The sequence below is a fragment of the Thermincola sp. GK-1 genome, from assembly GCF_059412445.1.
Window position 1 is genome coordinate 79,395 of record NZ_JBSQAT010000001.1, and the last position, 17,714, is coordinate 97,108.

The 17,714-nt window shown below is 42.9% G+C and carries 18 protein-coding genes; 14 read left to right on the forward strand and 4 right to left on the reverse strand.

Features of this window, described 5'->3' with window-relative positions; genetic code table 11:
• Window positions 1-26 precede the first annotated feature (26 nt).
• From ACSNJE_RS00430 to ACSNJE_RS00460, 7 genes are all read left to right on the forward strand, one after another.
• Window positions 27-713, forward strand: a complete 687-nt coding sequence (locus ACSNJE_RS00430) for a YidC/Oxa1 family membrane protein insertase (protein WP_242843604.1) — start codon at window positions 27-29, stop codon at window positions 711-713.
• Entirely contained in the window at window positions 679-1,302 is a 624-nt protein-coding gene (gene jag, locus ACSNJE_RS00435; protein WP_495251698.1) for an RNA-binding cell elongation regulator Jag/EloR, read from the forward strand. Before ACSNJE_RS00430 ends, jag begins: the two co-directional genes overlap by 35 nt.
• An 85-nt stretch (window positions 1,303-1,387) precedes the next feature.
• Window positions 1,388-2,764, forward strand: coding sequence for a tRNA uridine-5-carboxymethylaminomethyl(34) synthesis GTPase MnmE (gene mnmE / locus ACSNJE_RS00440; protein ID WP_495251699.1), 1,377 nt, complete (start codon window positions 1,388-1,390; stop codon window positions 2,762-2,764).
• 14 nt (window positions 2,765-2,778) lie between these two features.
• Entirely contained in the window at window positions 2,779-4,683 is a 1,905-nt protein-coding gene (mnmG, locus tag ACSNJE_RS00445) for a tRNA uridine-5-carboxymethylaminomethyl(34) synthesis enzyme MnmG (protein ID WP_474773845.1), read from the forward strand.
• Window positions 4,676-5,410, forward strand: coding sequence for a 16S rRNA (guanine(527)-N(7))-methyltransferase RsmG (gene rsmG, locus ACSNJE_RS00450; protein ID WP_495251700.1), 735 nt, complete (start codon window positions 4,676-4,678; stop codon window positions 5,408-5,410). The genes mnmG and rsmG overlap by 8 nt, the downstream gene beginning before the upstream one ends.
• Window positions 5,411-5,750: 340 nt before the next feature.
• The gene (locus ACSNJE_RS00455) at window positions 5,751-6,512 is read left to right on the forward strand and encodes a ParA family protein (protein ID WP_495251701.1); all 762 of its coding nucleotides are present in this window, start codon (window positions 5,751-5,753) and stop codon (window positions 6,510-6,512) included.
• Complete coding sequence (locus ACSNJE_RS00460) at window positions 6,505-7,371, forward strand: ParB/RepB/Spo0J family partition protein (RefSeq protein ID WP_495251702.1); 867 nt, start codon at window positions 6,505-6,507, stop codon at window positions 7,369-7,371. Before ACSNJE_RS00455 ends, ACSNJE_RS00460 begins: the two co-directional genes overlap by 8 nt.
• A gap of 662 nt (window positions 7,372-8,033) precedes the next feature.
• Here ACSNJE_RS00460 and ACSNJE_RS00465 read toward each other — a convergent pair.
• Window positions 8,034-8,291 carry a hypothetical protein gene (locus ACSNJE_RS00465; RefSeq protein WP_495251848.1) on the reverse strand — a complete coding sequence of 86 codons (258 nt, stop codon included), beginning with the start codon at window positions 8,289-8,291 and terminating at the stop codon, window positions 8,034-8,036.
• Between ACSNJE_RS00465 and ACSNJE_RS00470 the strand changes: the two genes are divergently transcribed.
• The 5 genes from ACSNJE_RS00470 to ACSNJE_RS00490 all read left to right on the forward strand — a co-directional run bounded on the left by ACSNJE_RS00470 (window position 8,181) and on the right by ACSNJE_RS00490 (window position 13,691).
• Window positions 8,181-8,480, forward strand: a complete 300-nt coding sequence (locus tag ACSNJE_RS00470) for a zinc ribbon domain-containing protein (RefSeq protein ID WP_495251703.1) — start codon at window positions 8,181-8,183, stop codon at window positions 8,478-8,480. The two genes, ACSNJE_RS00465 and ACSNJE_RS00470, sit on opposite strands and share 111 nt — an antisense overlap.
• A 130-nt stretch (window positions 8,481-8,610) precedes the next feature.
• Window positions 8,611-10,026 (forward strand): [FeFe] hydrogenase H-cluster radical SAM maturase HydG, encoded by a 1,416-nt coding sequence (hydG, locus tag ACSNJE_RS00475; protein ID WP_083436841.1) that lies wholly within the window; start codon window positions 8,611-8,613, stop codon window positions 10,024-10,026.
• 24 nt (window positions 10,027-10,050) lie between these two features.
• Complete coding sequence (gene hydE / locus ACSNJE_RS00480) at window positions 10,051-11,331, forward strand: [FeFe] hydrogenase H-cluster radical SAM maturase HydE (protein ID WP_495251704.1); 1,281 nt, start codon at window positions 10,051-10,053, stop codon at window positions 11,329-11,331.
• A gap of 1 nt (window position 11,332) precedes the next feature.
• A complete protein-coding gene (hydF, locus tag ACSNJE_RS00485; RefSeq protein ID WP_495251705.1) occupies window positions 11,333-12,547 on the forward strand; it encodes a [FeFe] hydrogenase H-cluster maturation GTPase HydF in 1,215 nt (404 codons plus the stop codon).
• Window position 12,548: 1 nt separating this feature from the next.
• Window positions 12,549-13,691, forward strand: a complete 1,143-nt coding sequence (locus ACSNJE_RS00490; RefSeq protein ID WP_013121819.1) for an aminotransferase class V-fold PLP-dependent enzyme — start codon at window positions 12,549-12,551, stop codon at window positions 13,689-13,691.
• Window positions 13,692-13,844: 153 nt separating this feature from the next.
• Here ACSNJE_RS00490 and larC read toward each other — a convergent pair whose 3' ends face one another.
• The 3 genes from larC to larE are packed head-to-tail and all read right to left on the reverse strand — an operon-like array spanning window position 13,845 to window position 16,647.
• Entirely contained in the window at window positions 13,845-15,077 is a 1,233-nt protein-coding gene (larC, locus tag ACSNJE_RS00495; RefSeq protein ID WP_495251706.1) for a nickel pincer cofactor biosynthesis protein LarC, read from the reverse strand.
• Window positions 15,074-15,835: a nickel pincer cofactor biosynthesis protein LarB gene (gene larB, locus ACSNJE_RS00500; protein WP_495251707.1), complete on the reverse strand. Its 762-nt coding sequence runs from the start codon at window positions 15,833-15,835 to the stop codon at window positions 15,074-15,076. Before larB ends, larC begins: the two co-directional genes overlap by 4 nt.
• Window positions 15,817-16,647, reverse strand: coding sequence for an ATP-dependent sacrificial sulfur transferase LarE (gene larE / locus ACSNJE_RS00505; RefSeq protein ID WP_495251708.1), 831 nt, complete (start codon window positions 16,645-16,647; stop codon window positions 15,817-15,819). The genes larB and larE overlap by 19 nt, the downstream gene beginning before the upstream one ends.
• Before the next feature lie 164 nt (window positions 16,648-16,811).
• On the opposite strand from larE, the gene ACSNJE_RS00510 reads away from it, so the two are divergent.
• A complete protein-coding gene (locus ACSNJE_RS00510; protein WP_495251709.1) occupies window positions 16,812-17,312 on the forward strand; it encodes a DUF4446 family protein in 501 nt (166 codons plus the stop codon).
• 107 nt (window positions 17,313-17,419) lie between these two features.
• A complete protein-coding gene (locus ACSNJE_RS00515) occupies window positions 17,420-17,710 on the forward strand; it encodes a YkuS family protein (RefSeq protein ID WP_013121814.1) in 291 nt (96 codons plus the stop codon).
• Window positions 17,711-17,714: the final 4 nt, after the last annotated feature.

Genomic DNA, 17,714 nt, shown 5'->3' on the forward strand with positions numbered 1-17,714 from the left:
TATTGGGGTTAAAGGAGGGAAAGGTTTTGGCACAGTTAACGGCAGGGATGACTGCGCTGTTAGAGTTCTTTTATAAACTGACAGTAAGTATGGGCATCCCAAATTATGGTTTGGCTATAATTTTGATTACTGTATTGATAAAAATGCTGCTGCTGCCTTTAACAATCAAACAAATGAAGTCGTTGAAAATGACGCAGCAGCTTCAGCCAAAGGTAAAAGAAATTCAGGAAAAATACAAGGATCCCAAACAGGCTCAGCAGGCCATAATGGAATTATATAAACAATATGGAGCCAATCCTTTATCAGGATGTTTGCCTTTATTGTTACAAATGCCTATAATTATAGCCTTGTATCGGGCATTAATGAAATTCCCATATACAAATGAAGCTCATGCCAAGTTTTTATGGATCAGCAATTTAAGCCAGCATGATAAAATAGTATTACCTATTCTGGCGGTACTGACTACATATTTGCTGCAGCGAATGACTACCAATCTGCAAGATCAAACACAAAAGACAATGTTAATTGTTATGCCGCTGTTTATTGGCTGGCTGAGCATGTCTTTTCCGGCCGGACTTGCTTTATATTGGGTGGTGACAAACCTGGTCGGCGCCATTCAACAGTACTTTATTAATAAGATGCCACTTGACATTCCGGTAAAGGAGGAAACGGGGCCTAATGAAGCAGGTAGAAAAAAGCGGAAAAACGGTTGAAGAGGCTGTAGAGGCCGCTTTGGCGGAACTGCAAGTCACCAGAGATCAAGTAGAGGTGCAGGTTCTCGAAGAACCGACCAAAGGCCTATTTGGTATTTTAGGCGGTAAGGCAGCCAGAGTATTGGTAATTGTCAAAGATAATCCTGTTGAAAAAGCTAAAGCTTTTTTAGCCGGGATATTCGAAAGAATGAATATAGAAAAAATAGAAATAGAAGCTTCAAAGAAAGAAGATTATATTGTTATTAATTTTAAGGGACCGGATTTGGGCGTATTAATCGGTCGCAGGGGTGATACTCTGGATGCGTTGCAGTATTTGGTAAACTTAGTGGCTAACAAAAACAGCAAAGAAAGAGTTAGATTTATTTTGGATGTAGAAGGTTACAGAAAAAGAAGAGAAGAAACCCTGGGTAAGCTGGCTTTTCGGTTAGCTGAAAAGGTAAAGAGAAAAGGCAAAGATGTAGTTTTGGAACCAATGAGTCCGCATGAACGGAGGATAATACATACGGCTCTCCAGGACCACAAAGAAGTTTTTACCTATAGTGAAGGTGACGAACCATTCCGTAAAGTTATAATCGCACCAAAAAAATAAATTTCTTTCAACCCAGTAATAATATTACTGGGTTTTTCTAAAATTAATGGATTTTTTACGTTTATTAAATTTGGAGGCTTTTAATATGGATGATACCATTGCAGCCATAGGTACCCCTATAGGTGCTGCCGGAATTGGCATAATCAGAGTGAGTGGGGAAGATGCAATTGAAATAGTGGATAGAATTTTTCGTTCTAAAAATAAAAAGAATTTACATCAAGTACCCAGTCATAATATAGTGTACGGCCATATTGTTGATGAAAAAGGTGAAGTTATAGATGAAGTTTTAGTAACGGTAATGTTGGCTCCGAAAAGTTTTACGACCGAAAATGTGGTGGAAATTAATTGCCATGGAGGAACTGTGGCTGTTCGGAAAACGTTGGAGGCTGTGCTGAAAGCCGGCGCCAGATTGGCTGAGCCCGGAGAGTTTGCTAAAAGAGCTTTTTTAAACGGCAGGATAGATCTGGCCCAAGCAGAGTCCATAATGGACCTTATTAATGCAAAAACTGCAGCCAGCTTGCGCGTAGCCGTTGGACAACTTGAAGGAAAACTTTCAGCTCAAATCAAGGACATTAGAGCTAAATTGCTGGAATTGAGAGCCCATATTGAAGCAGGAATTGATTTTCCTGAGCACGATATTGAGGACTTAAGCAAGGAACAAATTAAGTTTGCTACGGTAGAATTAAAAAGCAGAATTGATAAGATACTTGAATCTGCTGATTCTGGCAAAATATTGCGGGAAGGTTTGAAAACAGTTATAATCGGAAAACCAAATGTAGGAAAATCTTCTTTGTTAAATGCTCTGGTCAAGGAAAAAAGGGCTATCGTGACTGATATTCCAGGTACTACCCGCGACGTGATTGAGGAATTTGTCAGCGTCCGGGGCATTCCTTTAAAAATACTGGATACGGCTGGAATCAGGGAAACGGAAGATGTGGTTGAAAAGATTGGTGTACAACGTTCCAAGGAAGCTCTGGAACAGGCTGATTTTTTTCTGTTTGTTGTAGATATTGCATCCGAAATTAGCAGTGAAGATATGGAAATAGCAGCGCTTCTGAAGGGTTTAAGCGGGATTATCATTGCAAATAAAACCGACCTGACGGGTGGTTTAAATAGAGATTTACAGAAAGAGTTAGGTCTTGATGTACCTGTAGTTGCAATGTCGTTGCTTAACGGGCAGGGGTTGGATGAACTTGAAGAAAAGATTGTGGATATTGTTTATAATAATGAATTTCATTCCGTTGATGAAATATTGGTCAGTAATGTCAGACACGAAAGGGCATTAACAGCAGCTTCTGAATACTTGACCGGAGTTCTCGAAACTTTGGAAAACAATATGCCAATGGACTGTGTGACTATAGATCTGAATTCTGCATGGGAAGAATTGGGCAAAATCACGGGTGAAACAGTGGGCGAAGATTTACTGGATCAAATTTTCAGCCAGTTTTGTATAGGAAAATAATTAGGAGGAAGGTCATGGAATACCTTGCGGGGACATATGATGTAATTGTTATAGGGACAGGTCATGCCGGCTGTGAAGCTGCTTTGGCAGCGGCCAGGTTAGGATGCAAAACACTGGCGGTAACCTTAAATATGGATAATGTTGCTTTTATGCCCTGTAACCCGGCAGTAGGAGGTCCGGCCAAGGGGCATCTGGTACGGGAAATTGATGCTTTAGGCGGCCAAATGGGTATAAATACGGACAAGACCCATATTCAAATGCGCATGCTAAATACCGGTAAGGGGCCGGCAGTTCATGCTCTGAGAGCTCAGGCAGATAAAAAACTATATCAGATGGAAATGAAAAAAACCCTGGAGTTAGAACCTAATTTAGACGTCAAACAAGCCCTGGTTGAGAAAATTATTTTGCAAGGAAACCGAGTTACCGGTGTTGTCACCAATACGGGAGCAATTTTTCAAGCAAGGGCCGTTATTATCACTTCCGGTACATTTTTAAGAGCCCGCATAATTATAGGCGACGTTAATTACAGTGGAGGTCCCAGCGGGCAGTTTCCGGCTCAGAAACTTTCCGAGAGTTTAAAGGAATTAGGATTGGAGCTGGGACGTTTTAAAACGGGTACTCCTGCCAGAGTACATAGGAAATCCGTCGACTTTTCCAAAATGATTATCCAGCCCGGTGATGATTATCCCCATACCTTTTCTTTCATTATGCCAAAAATGAAACGGGAACAGATACCCTGCTGGCTTACTTATACAACAGAAGATACTCATAAAATTATTTTGGCAAATTTGCACAGGTCTCCTCTTTATACGGGAAAAATCGAGGGTACCGGTCCAAGATATTGTCCCTCTATTGAAGATAAAGTGGTACGTTTTGCCGACAAGCCCTGCCATCAAATCTTTTTAGAACCGGAAGGTAAAGATACGGAAGAAATGTATGTGCAGGGTTTTTCCACCAGTTTGCCCGAAGATATACAAATACAAATGCTGAGAACGATTATAGGCCTTGAGAAGGTTGAAATGATGCGACCGGGTTACGCTATTGAATATGACTATGTGGTACCAACTCAATTAAAACTTACATTAGAGACAAAAAATATTGAAGGGTTGTATACTGCCGGGCAGATTAACGGTACATCGGGATACGAGGAGGCTGCTGCCCAGGGGTTAGTGGCAGGTATTAATGCCGCTTTAAAAATAAAAGAAATGGAGCCTTTTATCCTTAAAAGGTCAGAGGCCTATATCGGCGTCCTTATAGATGACCTGGTTACCAAAGGAACTAATGAACCGTACAGAATTATGACTTCCAGAGCGGAATACAGGTTGTTGCTAAGGCATGACAATGCCGACCTGCGTTTAACGGAAAAGGGATATAAAATTGGTCTGGTCGATGAAAATAGGTATCGAATTTTTGTGCAAAAGAGAGATGCTATAGAAAAGGAAATTTCCAGACTGGCCAATGAAAATATATCTCCCAGTGAGGAAACACAGAGGGTTATTAATTCCGTGGGAAGTACGGAGCTGAAACAAAAAATTAGTGCCTTTGAACTTTTAAAAAGGCCGGAGATTACTTATTCTGTACTGGAACAGTTAGGTGCCGGAATAGCAGATTTAGATGAAGAAGTAAAAGAACAAGTGGAAATTCAGGTTAAATATGAGGGCTACATAAAAAAACAAATGGCCCAGGTTGAACGGTTTGTAAAAATGGAAGCAAAGACCATTCCCGAATGGGTAGAATATGAAAAAATACAGGGATTATCTACAGAGGCCAAGCAGAAATTATCAAGTATCAGACCCGCATCAATTGGACAGGCCGGCAGGATTTCCGGTGTTTCACCGGCTGATATTTCTGTACTAATGGTTTATATTGAACAGCAAAGGAGAAAACGGGGTTTTCCGGAGGACCGTGTAAATGAGTAAAAACTTAACTTTTGCAGAATTGATAAAGCAAGGCGGACAAGAACTTAATTTGAACTTGGACAAAAAAGCAGTACTACTGTTCGAAACTTATAAGGATTTATTACTGGAATGGAACCAAAAAATTAATTTAACCTCTATTACTGATGTTAACGAAATAGCCATCAAGCATTTTCTGGATAGTTTGATTATACTTGGGGAAATTGAAGTAAAAGTTCAATGCCGAGTGGTTGATATAGGAACGGGGGCTGGTTTTCCGGGCATTCCGTTAAAGATTGCCAGACCTGACTTAAATGTAGTATTGGTTGACTCTTTGCAAAAGAGAGTAGCTTTTTTACGGGAAGTTATTGATAAGTTACAACTCAAAAACATTGAAGTCTACCATGGTAGGGCTGAGGAACTGGGACATTACCCGGAATTCAGAGAATCCTTTGATTTGGCTGTGGCCAGGGCTGTTGCTAAAATGCCTGTTTTAGTTGAATATAACCTTCCTTTTGTCAAAGTAGGCGGACAATTTGTGGCTTTTAAAGGGCCGGAAACAGACGAAGAAGTGAAATTGGCTGCCAATGCCGTTTTCGAACTTGGGGCAGAACTTGAGGAAGCAAAAGAAACCTACTTACCTTTCATAGAAGACCGGCGTTCTTTGATCATTTACAGAAAAACAAAACATACTCCTCCAAAATATCCGAGAAAACCGGGTCTTCCGGAAAAGAAGCCTTTAGGAGTTTAAAAAATTATTGTCAAATAATGGCTTAACAAATTCCAATACCACTTGCGAAGATGAAAATAATCTTCCAAGTGGTATTCATTTTCTATTTGTGTGCGAACAAATGTTCTCATCCTATTTTGCCGTATACAGGGCGAAAATGTGAAGCCAAAGGATTTCTATGCTATGCATTTTTTACCCTTCTCCAGGGCAAAAAAAAGCGTCTGGTGGTAATTGGCATAAAGAGGTAAAATAGAACCTTTAATTCAAACTGTGAAATTGCCGCTGAAATATAAAATTAGAGAAGGAACTAACATCTTTCTGTGGAATAAATGAAAAACAACAAAAAAAAGGTGTGGTTTCAATGGGAAAGGTTATTGCCGTGGCCAACCAAAAAGGTGGCGTGGCGAAAACTACTACGGCCGTTAATTTGGCTGCGTGCTTGGCTTTAAATGATAAAAAGGTGCTTTTGCTCGATATTGACCCGCAAGGTAATGCCAGCAGTGGATTGGGAATTGAAAAGGATGAGACTCTACATTGCATTTATGATGTGATTATTAATGGTGTACCTATTGAAAGTGTCATTGCAAAAACTGAAATAGAAAACCTTGAAGTGGTTCCGGCCACGATCCAATTGGCTGGAGCTGAAATAGAGTTGGTTTCCGCTATATCGAGAGAGTCAAAGTTAAAGAAAGCCCTCGCACCTATACGTGACAGGTATGATTATGTTTTGATCGACTGTCCTCCTTCTTTGGGATTATTAACCCTTAATGCCCTGACGGCTGCAGACTCCTTGATAATACCTATACAATGTGAATATTATGCCCTGGAGGGCTTAGGCCAGCTAATGAATACCATCGAACTGGTGCGCAAACATTTGAACGCCAACCTGGAAATTGAAGGTGTTTTGCTGACTATGTTTGATGCTAGAACAAACTTATCAATTCAGGTGGTTGATGAAGTAAAGGAATATTTTAAGGATAAAGTTTATCGGGCAATCGTGCCAAGAAATGTCAGATTAAGTGAAGCGCCCAGTCACGGGAAACCGATAGTATTGTATGACCCCAGGTCAAGGGGTGCGGAAGTTTATCAAGAGCTGGCAAAGGAAGTGATTGAACGTGAATAAAAAGGGCTTAGGCAAGGGTCTCAATGCCCTGATTCGCAGTAATAATGATTTTGAAGATAGAGTGGGTATAGTAGAACTGAATATTTCCGACATTGTGAGAAATGCCAAACAGCCGAGGCAGGAGTTTGATCAGGAGAAGCTTGAAGAGTTAGCTGCTTCTATTAGACAGTATGGGATTATCCAGCCTGTAATAGTAAGAAGATTAACTAATAAGAAATATGAGTTAATAGCCGGTGAAAGAAGGTGGCGCGCTGCCAGACTGGCTGGATTAGATAAAATTCCGGCCGTAATCAAGGAAGTGTCAGATCGGGAGATTACAGAACTTGCTTTGATCGAGAATATACAGAGAGAGGATTTAAATCCTATTGAGGAAGCGTTAGCCTATAAGCAGTTGATGGAGGAGTTTGGGCTTACACAGGAGGAATTATCTAAGCGTGTTGGTAAAAGCCGTTCCTTTATTGCCAACAGTGTCAGATTGTTGAATCTTCCACCGGAAGCACAGCAAATGGTACAGACGGGCCAACTTTCAGCCGGTCATGCCAGGGCTTTGTTGGTTATTGAACGGGCAATAGACCAGGCTAATTTAGCCAAAAAGATAGTGGAAAAAAATTTATCAGTCAGACAAATTGAACAACTTGTAAAAAAAATAACTTCCGAAGGTAAGAAAAAAATTCCAAGAAAAAGACGGGAGTCAGAGTCTTTGATAGTTAAAGATATAGAGGAACAGATGCAGGGCAAGCTTGGCACAAAAGTACGTATTAAACATGGAAGTAAAAGAGGAATGATTGAAATTGAATATTACAGTGATGATGACTTGCAGAGGATTGTAGACCTTATTTTAGGGCACAATTACAGTTGAAAGTAGTGATAAAAAGTGTGTTATTGAATAAAGTAACAATAAATGGTTTGTTTCACGTGAAACAATGCCTATAAAGTTGAATCGGCCTCCTATCGGAGGCTTTAATACTAAAACCACTGCAACGGGGTATCTGGTACCCAAATGTTATCAAAGGGCGGTTTCAAAATTTCCGGTCGTGATTATCACCGAAACGTTTAAACAACTGTTGGAAACAGTTTACCACAGAGAATTTACTATTTGAAATCTTTTGTTTTCCAGGTATACTTTGTAGTTTTAGAAAATTACTACAGCAGACGCCGAGGATACAGAGGAACCACAGAAAAAAAAAAAAAAAAAAAAAAAAAAAAAAAAAAAAAAGAAGAAAATTACACGCGATTAATTAAAACTCCGACCAGAGAACACATAAACTTTACTTTTACAATTAATTTTCAACTTAAAATTAATTACCAGAGATGATACAACCTGTTCTTTTTAAATAATTCTCCATGTCCTTTGCGTATTCAGTGGTTTAAAAAATGGCGTGGCTCCCGGTCGGTTTTTTGGTAATGGTGAAGGAAAAAGTGAACAACTTATTGTTTCATTGCTCCTGCGGTGTTAAAGGGTAGATGTACTGACCGTTCCGCGTTCCTAGTGTCCTTAGTTCACTCTCTACCATCTGCGGTTCACATTATGGGCAAATAGTAGGCGCTGGGCACCTGTAAAGGGACTGCGGCAGACGCCACAACCAGCGCATTGGCCAGTGGGCTTTCGGCAGTTTGCGTGACCTGCTGGCATATAAGCTCTAACGTTACGGCGTTGAGCTGATACCGGTGGATGAACGCAGTACCTCTGGTACCTGCCCGGTATGCGGGGAATACACCAAACAAACCGGGCGCGTATACCGGTGTGGCAGTTTTTCCTCCGGGTTCACCGACATCCACCGGGACGTGCAGGGAGCCAGCGGCATTCTGGATAAGTGCGTAACCGGCGGATTCACCAGTGGCCGTAAGCTGCCCGCAGTGGTGGATTACATGTGGCCAATGGTATTAATGCCAAAAAAACCGCTTAAACGTATCTACGTATCCTTTTGGCGAAGTAGTAGACGCCCATGGACCGGGCCTCTCGGATAAATGCCGGGATGTAGCTCACGAGGAAAGCGTGAGACCTGCACTTTAGCAGGCAGCATTCCGATGACTTGAGAAACCTTCGCGGAGAAGCCTCCGGGCTTGTCCCAGAGGAGGTTCACAACGGACGTCACAAATGTTTCACGTGAAACATGCTGTTAACAATTTTTTGACTGAAGTGGTGAATAATATGACTGATTATATCAGTGAAGAACAAATTGCCATGTATTTGGAGCACAGGAAACCTGATAAAAAACACTATGCTGATGTTCTGAGCAAAGCTGCAGAAGGCAAAGGGCTGCTTATAGAAGAAACGGCTGTTCTATTATCTCCTCCGGATGAAGAAACAAAGCATCTCTTGTTTAATACAGCGGGGAAAGTTAAGCAACAAATTTACGGTACCCGGATAGTGTTATTTGCACCTCTATATTTATCCAACTACTGCGGGAATAACTGCCTTTACTGTGGTTTTAGAAAAGACAATAAAATTATTAAGCGCCGGAAATTAAATAAGGAAGAAGCGCTGGAAGAAGTAAAATTACTGGAAAAACAAGGCCACAAGAGACTGCTATTAGTTACCGGCGAAGCGTCCGGAAGCGGAGTAGAGTATCTTGCGGACCTGATAGGAGACATTTATGCCCTCACTGATATCAGACGCGTCAACATAAACGTAGCTCCTTTGACAGTGGATGAATTCAGGATGGTTAAAGAAGCAGGGATTGGCACTTATCAATTGTTCCAGGAAACTTATCATCAACCTTCGTATAAATATTATCACCCTTCCGGAAAAAAATCTGACTACCAATGGCGAATATCCGCCTTTGACCGCGCTATGGAGGCGGGTATAGATGATATAGGCATGGGCGTGCTGTTTGGGCTCTACAATTATAAATTTGAAGTTTTAGCTCTCTGCCAGCACGCCGAGTACCTGGAAAGAAAATTTGGCGTTGGACCACATACAGTATCAGTGCCGCGACTAAAGAGAGCGCCTGGCGCTGAAATACAGACCACGCCATGGATGGTAGACGATGAGGAACTGAAAATTATAGTGGCTGTTCTGCGCCTGGCTTTACCATATACGGGTATTATACTTTCTACCAGGGAAAGTCAACAACTGCGAAATGAATTATTGGGCCTTGGGGTGTCGCAAATCAGCGCCGGGTCATCGACTTCTCCAGGCGGATACAGCAGCAGTGGAGACAATAATGTACAATTTGAAGTTCATGATACGCGAAGCCTCGACGAAGTTGTAGCATCATTATGTAAAGACGGGTACATACCTAGTTTTTGTACAGCATGTTACAGAAGACACCGCACAGGTGAAGCGTTTATGTCTTTGGCTAAAGTGGGCGATATTAAGGAGTTGTGCCTCCCTAATGCATTGCTTACCTTTAAGGAGAATTTGCTGGATTATGCAAGTCAGGAAACAAAAAAACTAGGGGAAAACCTAATTGGTAAAGAACTGTGTCTTTTAAAAAACGAAGCCCTCGTCAATGAATTAAAAAGCCGATTTGAAAGAATGAACCGGGGAGAACGGGATTTGTATTTTTAGATAACAGCAGGCTGGGTGTGCAAAATGGCAAGAGAATTTTATCTGATTTTATGCCCGTCAACATCACATATGCTCAGAAGTCACAAATTACTGACCGGGCACGGTATACCTGTTATCCAGGTACCGGTCCCCCCTTCAGCAGGTACTGTATGCAGCACTGCATTGAAGTTAGAAAGTATTTATTTAAAACAGGCCCTGGAAATCCTGCGAAAAAATCATGTACTCACAGATAAACTAATCAAGGATGATAACATAGGAATAGAGCGCCTTTTGGGCAATCTCAGGCAAAAAGTATTTCTGACCAAAGTTTTGCGAAAAATTGTCAATGAACTGATATATGAAGAAAAAGACTTGGAATACCTGCTTAAACTTGAGGATAAGGAAGATTTGACAGGGCTTTTTTCTGCAGCAGATAACTTAAGAAGAGCAGTAATTGGAGATACGGTAGAAATAAGAGCCGCCATAGAATTCTCTAATTTTTGTCAAAAGAACTGTTTTTATTGCGGTCTGCGCAAACACAATTGGGCTTTAAAAAGGTACCGGATGACCTTGCCTGAAATAGTGGACCAAACCTGTCGCCTGGCTGCACTGGGCATAAGGACAGTAATACTGCAGTCAGGTGAAGACTATCGATATGATCAGGATTCACTAGTTAGATTAATAAAAGAAATTAAAAATAAAACAGGTATGCGTATAACGCTGAGCCTGGGCGAAAGGCCATGGCGGGAATACGCGGCCTTCCGCAAAGCAGGGGCTAACAACTATTTGTTGAAAATTGAAACCACCAATGAAGATTTGTTCAAAAAACTCCATCCTGATGACGACCTGCAGGAGCGGATGCAGCACACCCTGTGGTTAAAGGAATTAGGGTATATAGTGGGATCAGGGAATATAATCGGATTGCCCGGTCAGAATGCATTGGATATTGCCCGGGATATCCTTTGGTTTAAAAAAATGGAAGTGCACATGATTGGTATTGGGCCTTTTGTTCCTGCGCAGGGGACTCCCCTGGCAGACGCGCCGGCCGGTGATATTTTGGATACCTTAAAAGCAATGGCCGTGGCCAGGCTTGTTTGCAGAAATTCTTTTATACCTTCTACTACTGCACTGGCGACATTGAACAAAGAAGCCCAGAAAACTGGACTAACAGTGGGAGCAAATACTATAATGTTAGTATCGACCCCCATGGAGTATAAAAAGGATTATTGTATCTATAGTAACAAAGTTGATGTTAATTTGGAATGGGCCTTGAGTATGATACAGGAATTGGGGAGGGAAAAGCCCCGTTATTTAAAGGAGGTTTAAAATGCAGGGTACTCCCAGAGCTGACCGTATACATATAGCTATTTTTGGCAATCGTAATGCAGGAAAGTCCAGTCTCATCAATGCCCTTACAGGACAGAACCTGGCTGTGGTTTCCGATTATCCTGGGACCACAACGGATCCGGTATATAAATCCATGGAACTGCTGCCCCTGGGACCGGTAGTTTTAATAGATACAGCAGGATTGGATGATACCGGAGACCTGGGGGAGTTACGCAAAGGAAAAACCCTGGAAGTTTTGCGAAAAGCGGACCTGGCCTTAGTTGTGGTCGATGCCGGTTCCAGTAACCAGTCTGACGAAGATTTGTTACATAAAATAATGGAAAAGAAAATCCCAATCATTGGGGTTTTAACAAAAATAGATAAGTTTGGGGTTCCTGAAGACAATCTTTTTTCGAGAAAAGGGATACCGTGGACCCCGGTAAGTTCAAAAACGGGGCAAGGTATCCACGAATTAAAAGAAACTTTGGGGAAAATGAGTAAACTATTAAACGATGATTCGTTTGGTATTCTGGATGGTATTCTGGGTCCTCATGAAATGGCTGTGCTGGTAGTCCCGGTAGACACGGGCGCTCCGAAAGGACGGCTCATTTTACCTCAGGTCCAGACAATCAGGGACGTTTTGGACAGGGATGGTCATGCGGTAGTGGTTAAAGAAAACAACCTGGCAGAAGTTCTGGCCAAGGTGAAACCTAAAATCGTCATTACCGATTCACAGGCCTTTGGTGTAGTGGGCCCACTGGTGCCACCGGATATTTTGTTGACAGGGTTTTCTGTTTTGTATGCCCGGTATAAAGGGGATTTGCCCTTTCTCGTGGCGGGAGCGAAGGCCATAAAAGGGCTAAAACCTGGGGATCGGGTGTTGATTTCCGAAGGATGTACTCATCACAGGCAGCCTGATGATATAGGACGTATAAAAATACCCCGCATTGTGAACAAAATTGTTGGTGGGGAAATAAACTATGAGTGGTCGAGCGGTTACGGTTTTCCGGATAACCTGGAGCAATTCAAACTGGTGATACATTGCGGGGCCTGTATGTTGAACAGAAAAGAAATGTTATACAGGTTGAATATGCTGAAAAATTTAGGCATACCAACCGTAAATTATGGCGTATTGCTTGCTATGCATTTTGGATTTTTGGAACAGGCTTTGGAACCGTTCCCGGAAGCTTTGCAGGTGTGGAAGGGAGAAGAATAAATTGATATATTTGGATAACGCAGCTTCAAGTTGGCCAAAACCCGAACAGGTAATCCAGGCGGTAACCGATTGCCTTCGCCATACCGGCGCTAATCCCGGCCGGGGCGGGCATAAAATGTCCCTGGCTGCCGGCAGGATTGTTTACGAAACAAGAGAACTGGTTGCGCAGCTTTTTAATATTAAAGACCCGTTGCGGGTAGCCTTTACCTCCAACGCAACAGAGGCAATAAATATTGCCTTAAAAGGGTTGCTGCAGCCCGGAGACCATGTAGTAACCACATCCATGGAACACAATTCGGTGGTCCGGCCGTTGAAAGTTCTGGAAAAAAAAGGTATAGAATACACTGAGGTTACCTGTTCTAGGGAAGGTTTCCTGGATGTCGGTAAGCTTACGGAAGCTTTAAAGCCCAATACAAAATGTATAGTGATGACGCATGCCAGTAATGTAACGGGAACACTGATGCCGGTTGCCGAAGTGGGGAAAATAGCAAAAGAAAAAGGCATTACCTTTATGGTAGATGCAGCCCAGACGGCAGGGGTTTACGATATTGATGTTGAGAAAATGAATATTGACCTGCTTGCTTTTCCGGGACATAAAGGGCTTTATGGTCCACAGGGTACCGGTGGGTTATATGTTCGCGAGGGGGTTGATTTAACGACGTTAAAAGAAGGCGGTACAGGCAGCAACTCCGAATCTCCCTGGCATCCGGACATTATGCCCGACCGGTTAGAGAGCGGCACACTCAATACACCGGGGTTGGCCGGACTGGGCGCGGGTATAAGGTTTATCATGGATAAAGGGCTCGATGTCATTAGAAGACATGAAAATCACCTGATGCAGATGCTCATTGACGGGCTAAAAAAAATAGATGGTGTGATCCTTTACGGTCCAGCCGATGTAAACAAGCAGGCCCCCGTTCTCTCTTTTAACATAGAAAAGCTCGGTTCGTCTGAAGTTGCCTTTATGCTGGACAAAGTCTTTGACATTGCCTGCCGGAGTGGGTTGCACTGCGCCCCCAGGGCGCACCGGACAATGGGAACCCTGGAACAGGGAACGGTCCGGTTGAGTGTTTCATATTTTAATACGGAGAAAGATATTGAAGCAGCCGTGGCAGGTATCAAACAGATTGCTGAAGAAGTTTGATTTCACCGGTAGTCGGTAGAACATAGCTGGTTATGCTCTGTGGCAAAAATCACCACAGAGGGCCCAGAGAGCACAGAGGAAGCTGGTTGAGAAATTTATTAAGAGCTGATTGAAACTTCATTACTGGATAACTCATAAACCTTACTTTGATAATTAATTCTCCGTGTCCTCTGTGTACTCCGTGGTAACGGTTTTGTCATTACCTAAGTAAAGGGACATGGCAACCGATTTGGCCTGGTCATAAACGGTTTTGGCCGGAACCCCGTGTTTTACGGCCAAAAGCCGGCAATCTTCCCATTCTGGAGCGATATTCCATACTTTTTGGGTAGCGGGGCACTTTCCAAGTTTAACCATTACCGGGCCAAAAGGAGTTTCCACCGCCTTTAATTCCCGCTTCAGTTTAAACCGTGTCTCTTCTCTCACCCTTACGCCAAGGGAAGTAGTTTCCCGCAGGATGATATTGGCGAGATGATTTAATCTATCAGGCGGGCAAAGTACGGTTAGCTGTTGGCCGGGCCTGTTTTTTTTCATCTGCAACGGAGTAAGTGTCACGTCAAGGGCTCCGGCGGTAAAAAGCCTGTTCATAACATAGTCGTAAAATTCCGGATTCATGTCGTCGATAGTTGCTGTAATGACTGACACTTTATCCTGCTGAAAGGGAGCCGCCGATTGGGTCTGGCCTAACACAACCCGCAGCAGGTTGGGAATTTCTCCGTTCCTTGTTCCTGCTCCATATCCAACGCCTTCAACACTCATAGCGGGGAAGGGGCCGAATCTTTTAGCTAAGTTTACTGCAAGTACAGCTCCCGTTGGGGTAACCGTTTCCCCTTCAATATCCGTTTCTGTGACCGGGTAACCATGTAACAGTTCCAGTGTAGCCGGAGCAGGCAGGGGAATAATACCGTGGGCACATTGCACAAAGCCTTTTCCCATCGGTAGAGGAGAACAGATGATTTCTTCAACAGCCAGATGCTCAAGGCAGATAAGGACAGATAAAATATCAATTATGGAATCTACGGCTCCGACTTCGTGAAAATGTACCTTATCAGGTGTTATGCCATGAATTTTGGCTTCCGCTTCGGCCAGGTGAGAAAAGATTTTTTTGGCCTGTCTTTTCACAGAAGCGCTAAGGCCGCTATTATCTATGATATCATGTATGTGGTACAGATGCCGGTGCTGTTTTTCGGCAACTATGGTAAACACTGAAAACTTGGTGCCGGTAATGCCGTTCTTGATTACTTTTTCAGCCGCAATTTGGTAGTTGTTAACAGGGACAGTTTGTAACTGCTCCTGAAGGCTTTTAAAATCAACGCCTAAATCCAAAAGCGCACCGACAAACATATCGCCGCTTATACCGGCGAAGCAGTCGAGAAAAAGCGTTTTCATGCCGAAGACTCCTTTAAGCGTAATATACTTGAAGCCATGGCGGCAGCGCCAAAACCATTGTCAATATTAAAAACGGCTATTCCTGCAGCGCAGGAATTCAGCATGCCCAAAAGGGCGGCAATACCGCCAAAACTTGCGCCGTAGCCCACGCTGGTGGGTACAGCCAAAACCGGTTTATCAACCAGCCCACCCACTACGCTGGCCAATGCACCTTCCATGCCGGCGACCACAATTATTACGGAAGCCTGGGAAAGCAGTTGATGATTATCCAGCAGACGGTGAATACCGGCTACTCCTACGTCGTAAAGCCGCAGCACTGTATTTCCCATTATTTCGCCTGTAACAGCCGCTTCTTCTGCTACAGGCAGGTCGGCTGTTCCGGCGCTAATGACCAGTATGGAACCAGGCCGTTTGGGAAGCTCTTTTTGCCGCAGGGTAATACAGCGGGCTGCGGGGTGGTAAACGGCTTGAGGACAGATTTGTTTTACAGCCTCATACATTTCCTGCGAAGCCCGGGTGGCCAATACGTTTTTGTTTTTTTCGGCCAGTTTGGCAAAAATAGCAACTACCTGTTCCGGTGTTTTTCCCTGCGCAAAAATTACCTCGGGAAACCCATTGCGTAAATTACGATGGTGGTCAACCTTGGCAAAGCCTAAATCTTCGTATTTCAATACCTTTAGTGAATCTAAAGCCTCCTCAATACTGACTGTTCCGTTTCTGACTTTTTGCAGCAGATCTTTTAGATATTGTCTGTCCATAGCTTATGCTCCTTACTGATAACTTCATTCATACTGCCGCTTCGAAACCCGGTCAGGTCCAAAGTTATGTATATATAACCCAATTCCTTAAGTTTACGGAGGACAACATCTTTTTTAGAAATCATACTGGTAAATTGGTCAGGTAAAATTTCTATCCGCGCAGTAGGCCCATAGTCCCGTACCCGGACAGGCACAAACCCCTGAGACAATAAAAATTCTTCGCTTTTACCAACTCTGTCCAGGTTTTCCCTGGTTATTTTTGTGCCGTAAGGTATGCGTGAAGCCAAGCAGGCCAGTGACGGTTTATTCCATGTGGGAAGGTTTAATTCCCTGGATAAAGACCGTATTTCTGCTTTAGTTAAACCGACTTCCTGCAGGGGACTACGAACACCTAATTCCTTGGAGGCTTTTTGCCCCGGGCGGAAATCATGGCGGTCATCGGCGTTAGCGCCGTCCAGGATTATTTCAATGTTTTTGCTGCGGGCCAATTCACGGAGCTGGGACATCAGTTCTTTTTTACAATAATAGCATCTTTCCGGTGGGTTGGATACGAAATCAGGGTTTTCCAACTCATTGGTATATATAATCATATGGTTAAGTCCCAAAGAATCAGCCAGCTTTTTTGCCTCTTCGATTTCAGCCTGCGTATATGTTGGAGATACGGCGGTTACGGCCAATGCCTTAGAACCCAAAACATCATGGGCCACTTTGGCTAGCAAGGTACTGTCACATCCTCCTGAGAAAGCGATAACCGCGGAATCAAATGCAGCGACAATATTTTTTAATTCGGAAAGTTTGTTGTTTGTAGCCATTATTTACCCCCCTTGAGGATTTGATTTCATTGTAATATGGGGACTTTTTCTTTGTCAACTTAAGGGGGTCAGGCAAAGTCACAGAAATTTTCTGTGCCAAGAGGATTTTATATTGGATTGTTGAATTTATATTTCCTGTAACCCATCGCAGTAGAGGTGAAATTATGGAGACTTTGATACAAGTTGTTGAAATGAACGGACCTTTTTTGTTAATTTTTAGTATTGTATTAGGGACGTTAAATTTAGTACTGTTTTTTATCTTATTGGGCCGGTACATAAATTTAAACAAAAGGTATAAAAAGCTTGTCAGGGGCATGGATAATAGGAATCTGGAAGATATTCTCCATGCCCATATGGAACGGGTGGCTGAAGTTGTAAGAGAGATGAACGGAATTGCTGCTATTTGCAGGGAGCTGAAAAGCATAACTGAGAAGTCCATCCAAAAGGTTGGCGTAGTCCGTTTTAACGCCTTTGCCGACACGGGAAGCGATTTGAGTTTCGCTGTTGCCCTGCTTGATAAATTTGGAGACGGAGTGGTATTAAGCAGTATTTTTGGCCGGGATGACCAGAGAACTTATGCCAAGCCGGTAAAAAACGGCAATTCTACATATCAACTTTCCGACGAAGAGCTGGAAGCTATAAGAATAGCTTTACAGCGAAAATAACCAGAGTGGTTTTTTGTTTAAATTTAATTGTCAAGCGAATTTTGGAATATTCCTCTACCCTCCGTGAACATAATAAAATTGCTGACTAAATAAGGAGGTTGGGGGATATGTCGCTTAAAGTTGCAGTCCAGAAAGGCCTTTATGAAACGGAACGGGTTTTGCAGGATTCCGGTTATGACGTGGTTAGTCTTGAGGAAAATGAAGAGCCCGTAGATGCTATTGTTTACTCCGGAGTTTCCAATGATTTGACCGGCTTTGACTCCGTAGACTATTTTGGAGACGGGACAACCATGGGGATAAACAGCCCATCAGGAGTATTGCTGATTAATGCCCAGGGATATTCGCCGCATGAAGTTGCGGGCATATTAAACAGTAAATTCAGCGGGATGGGGGAATAAGTAA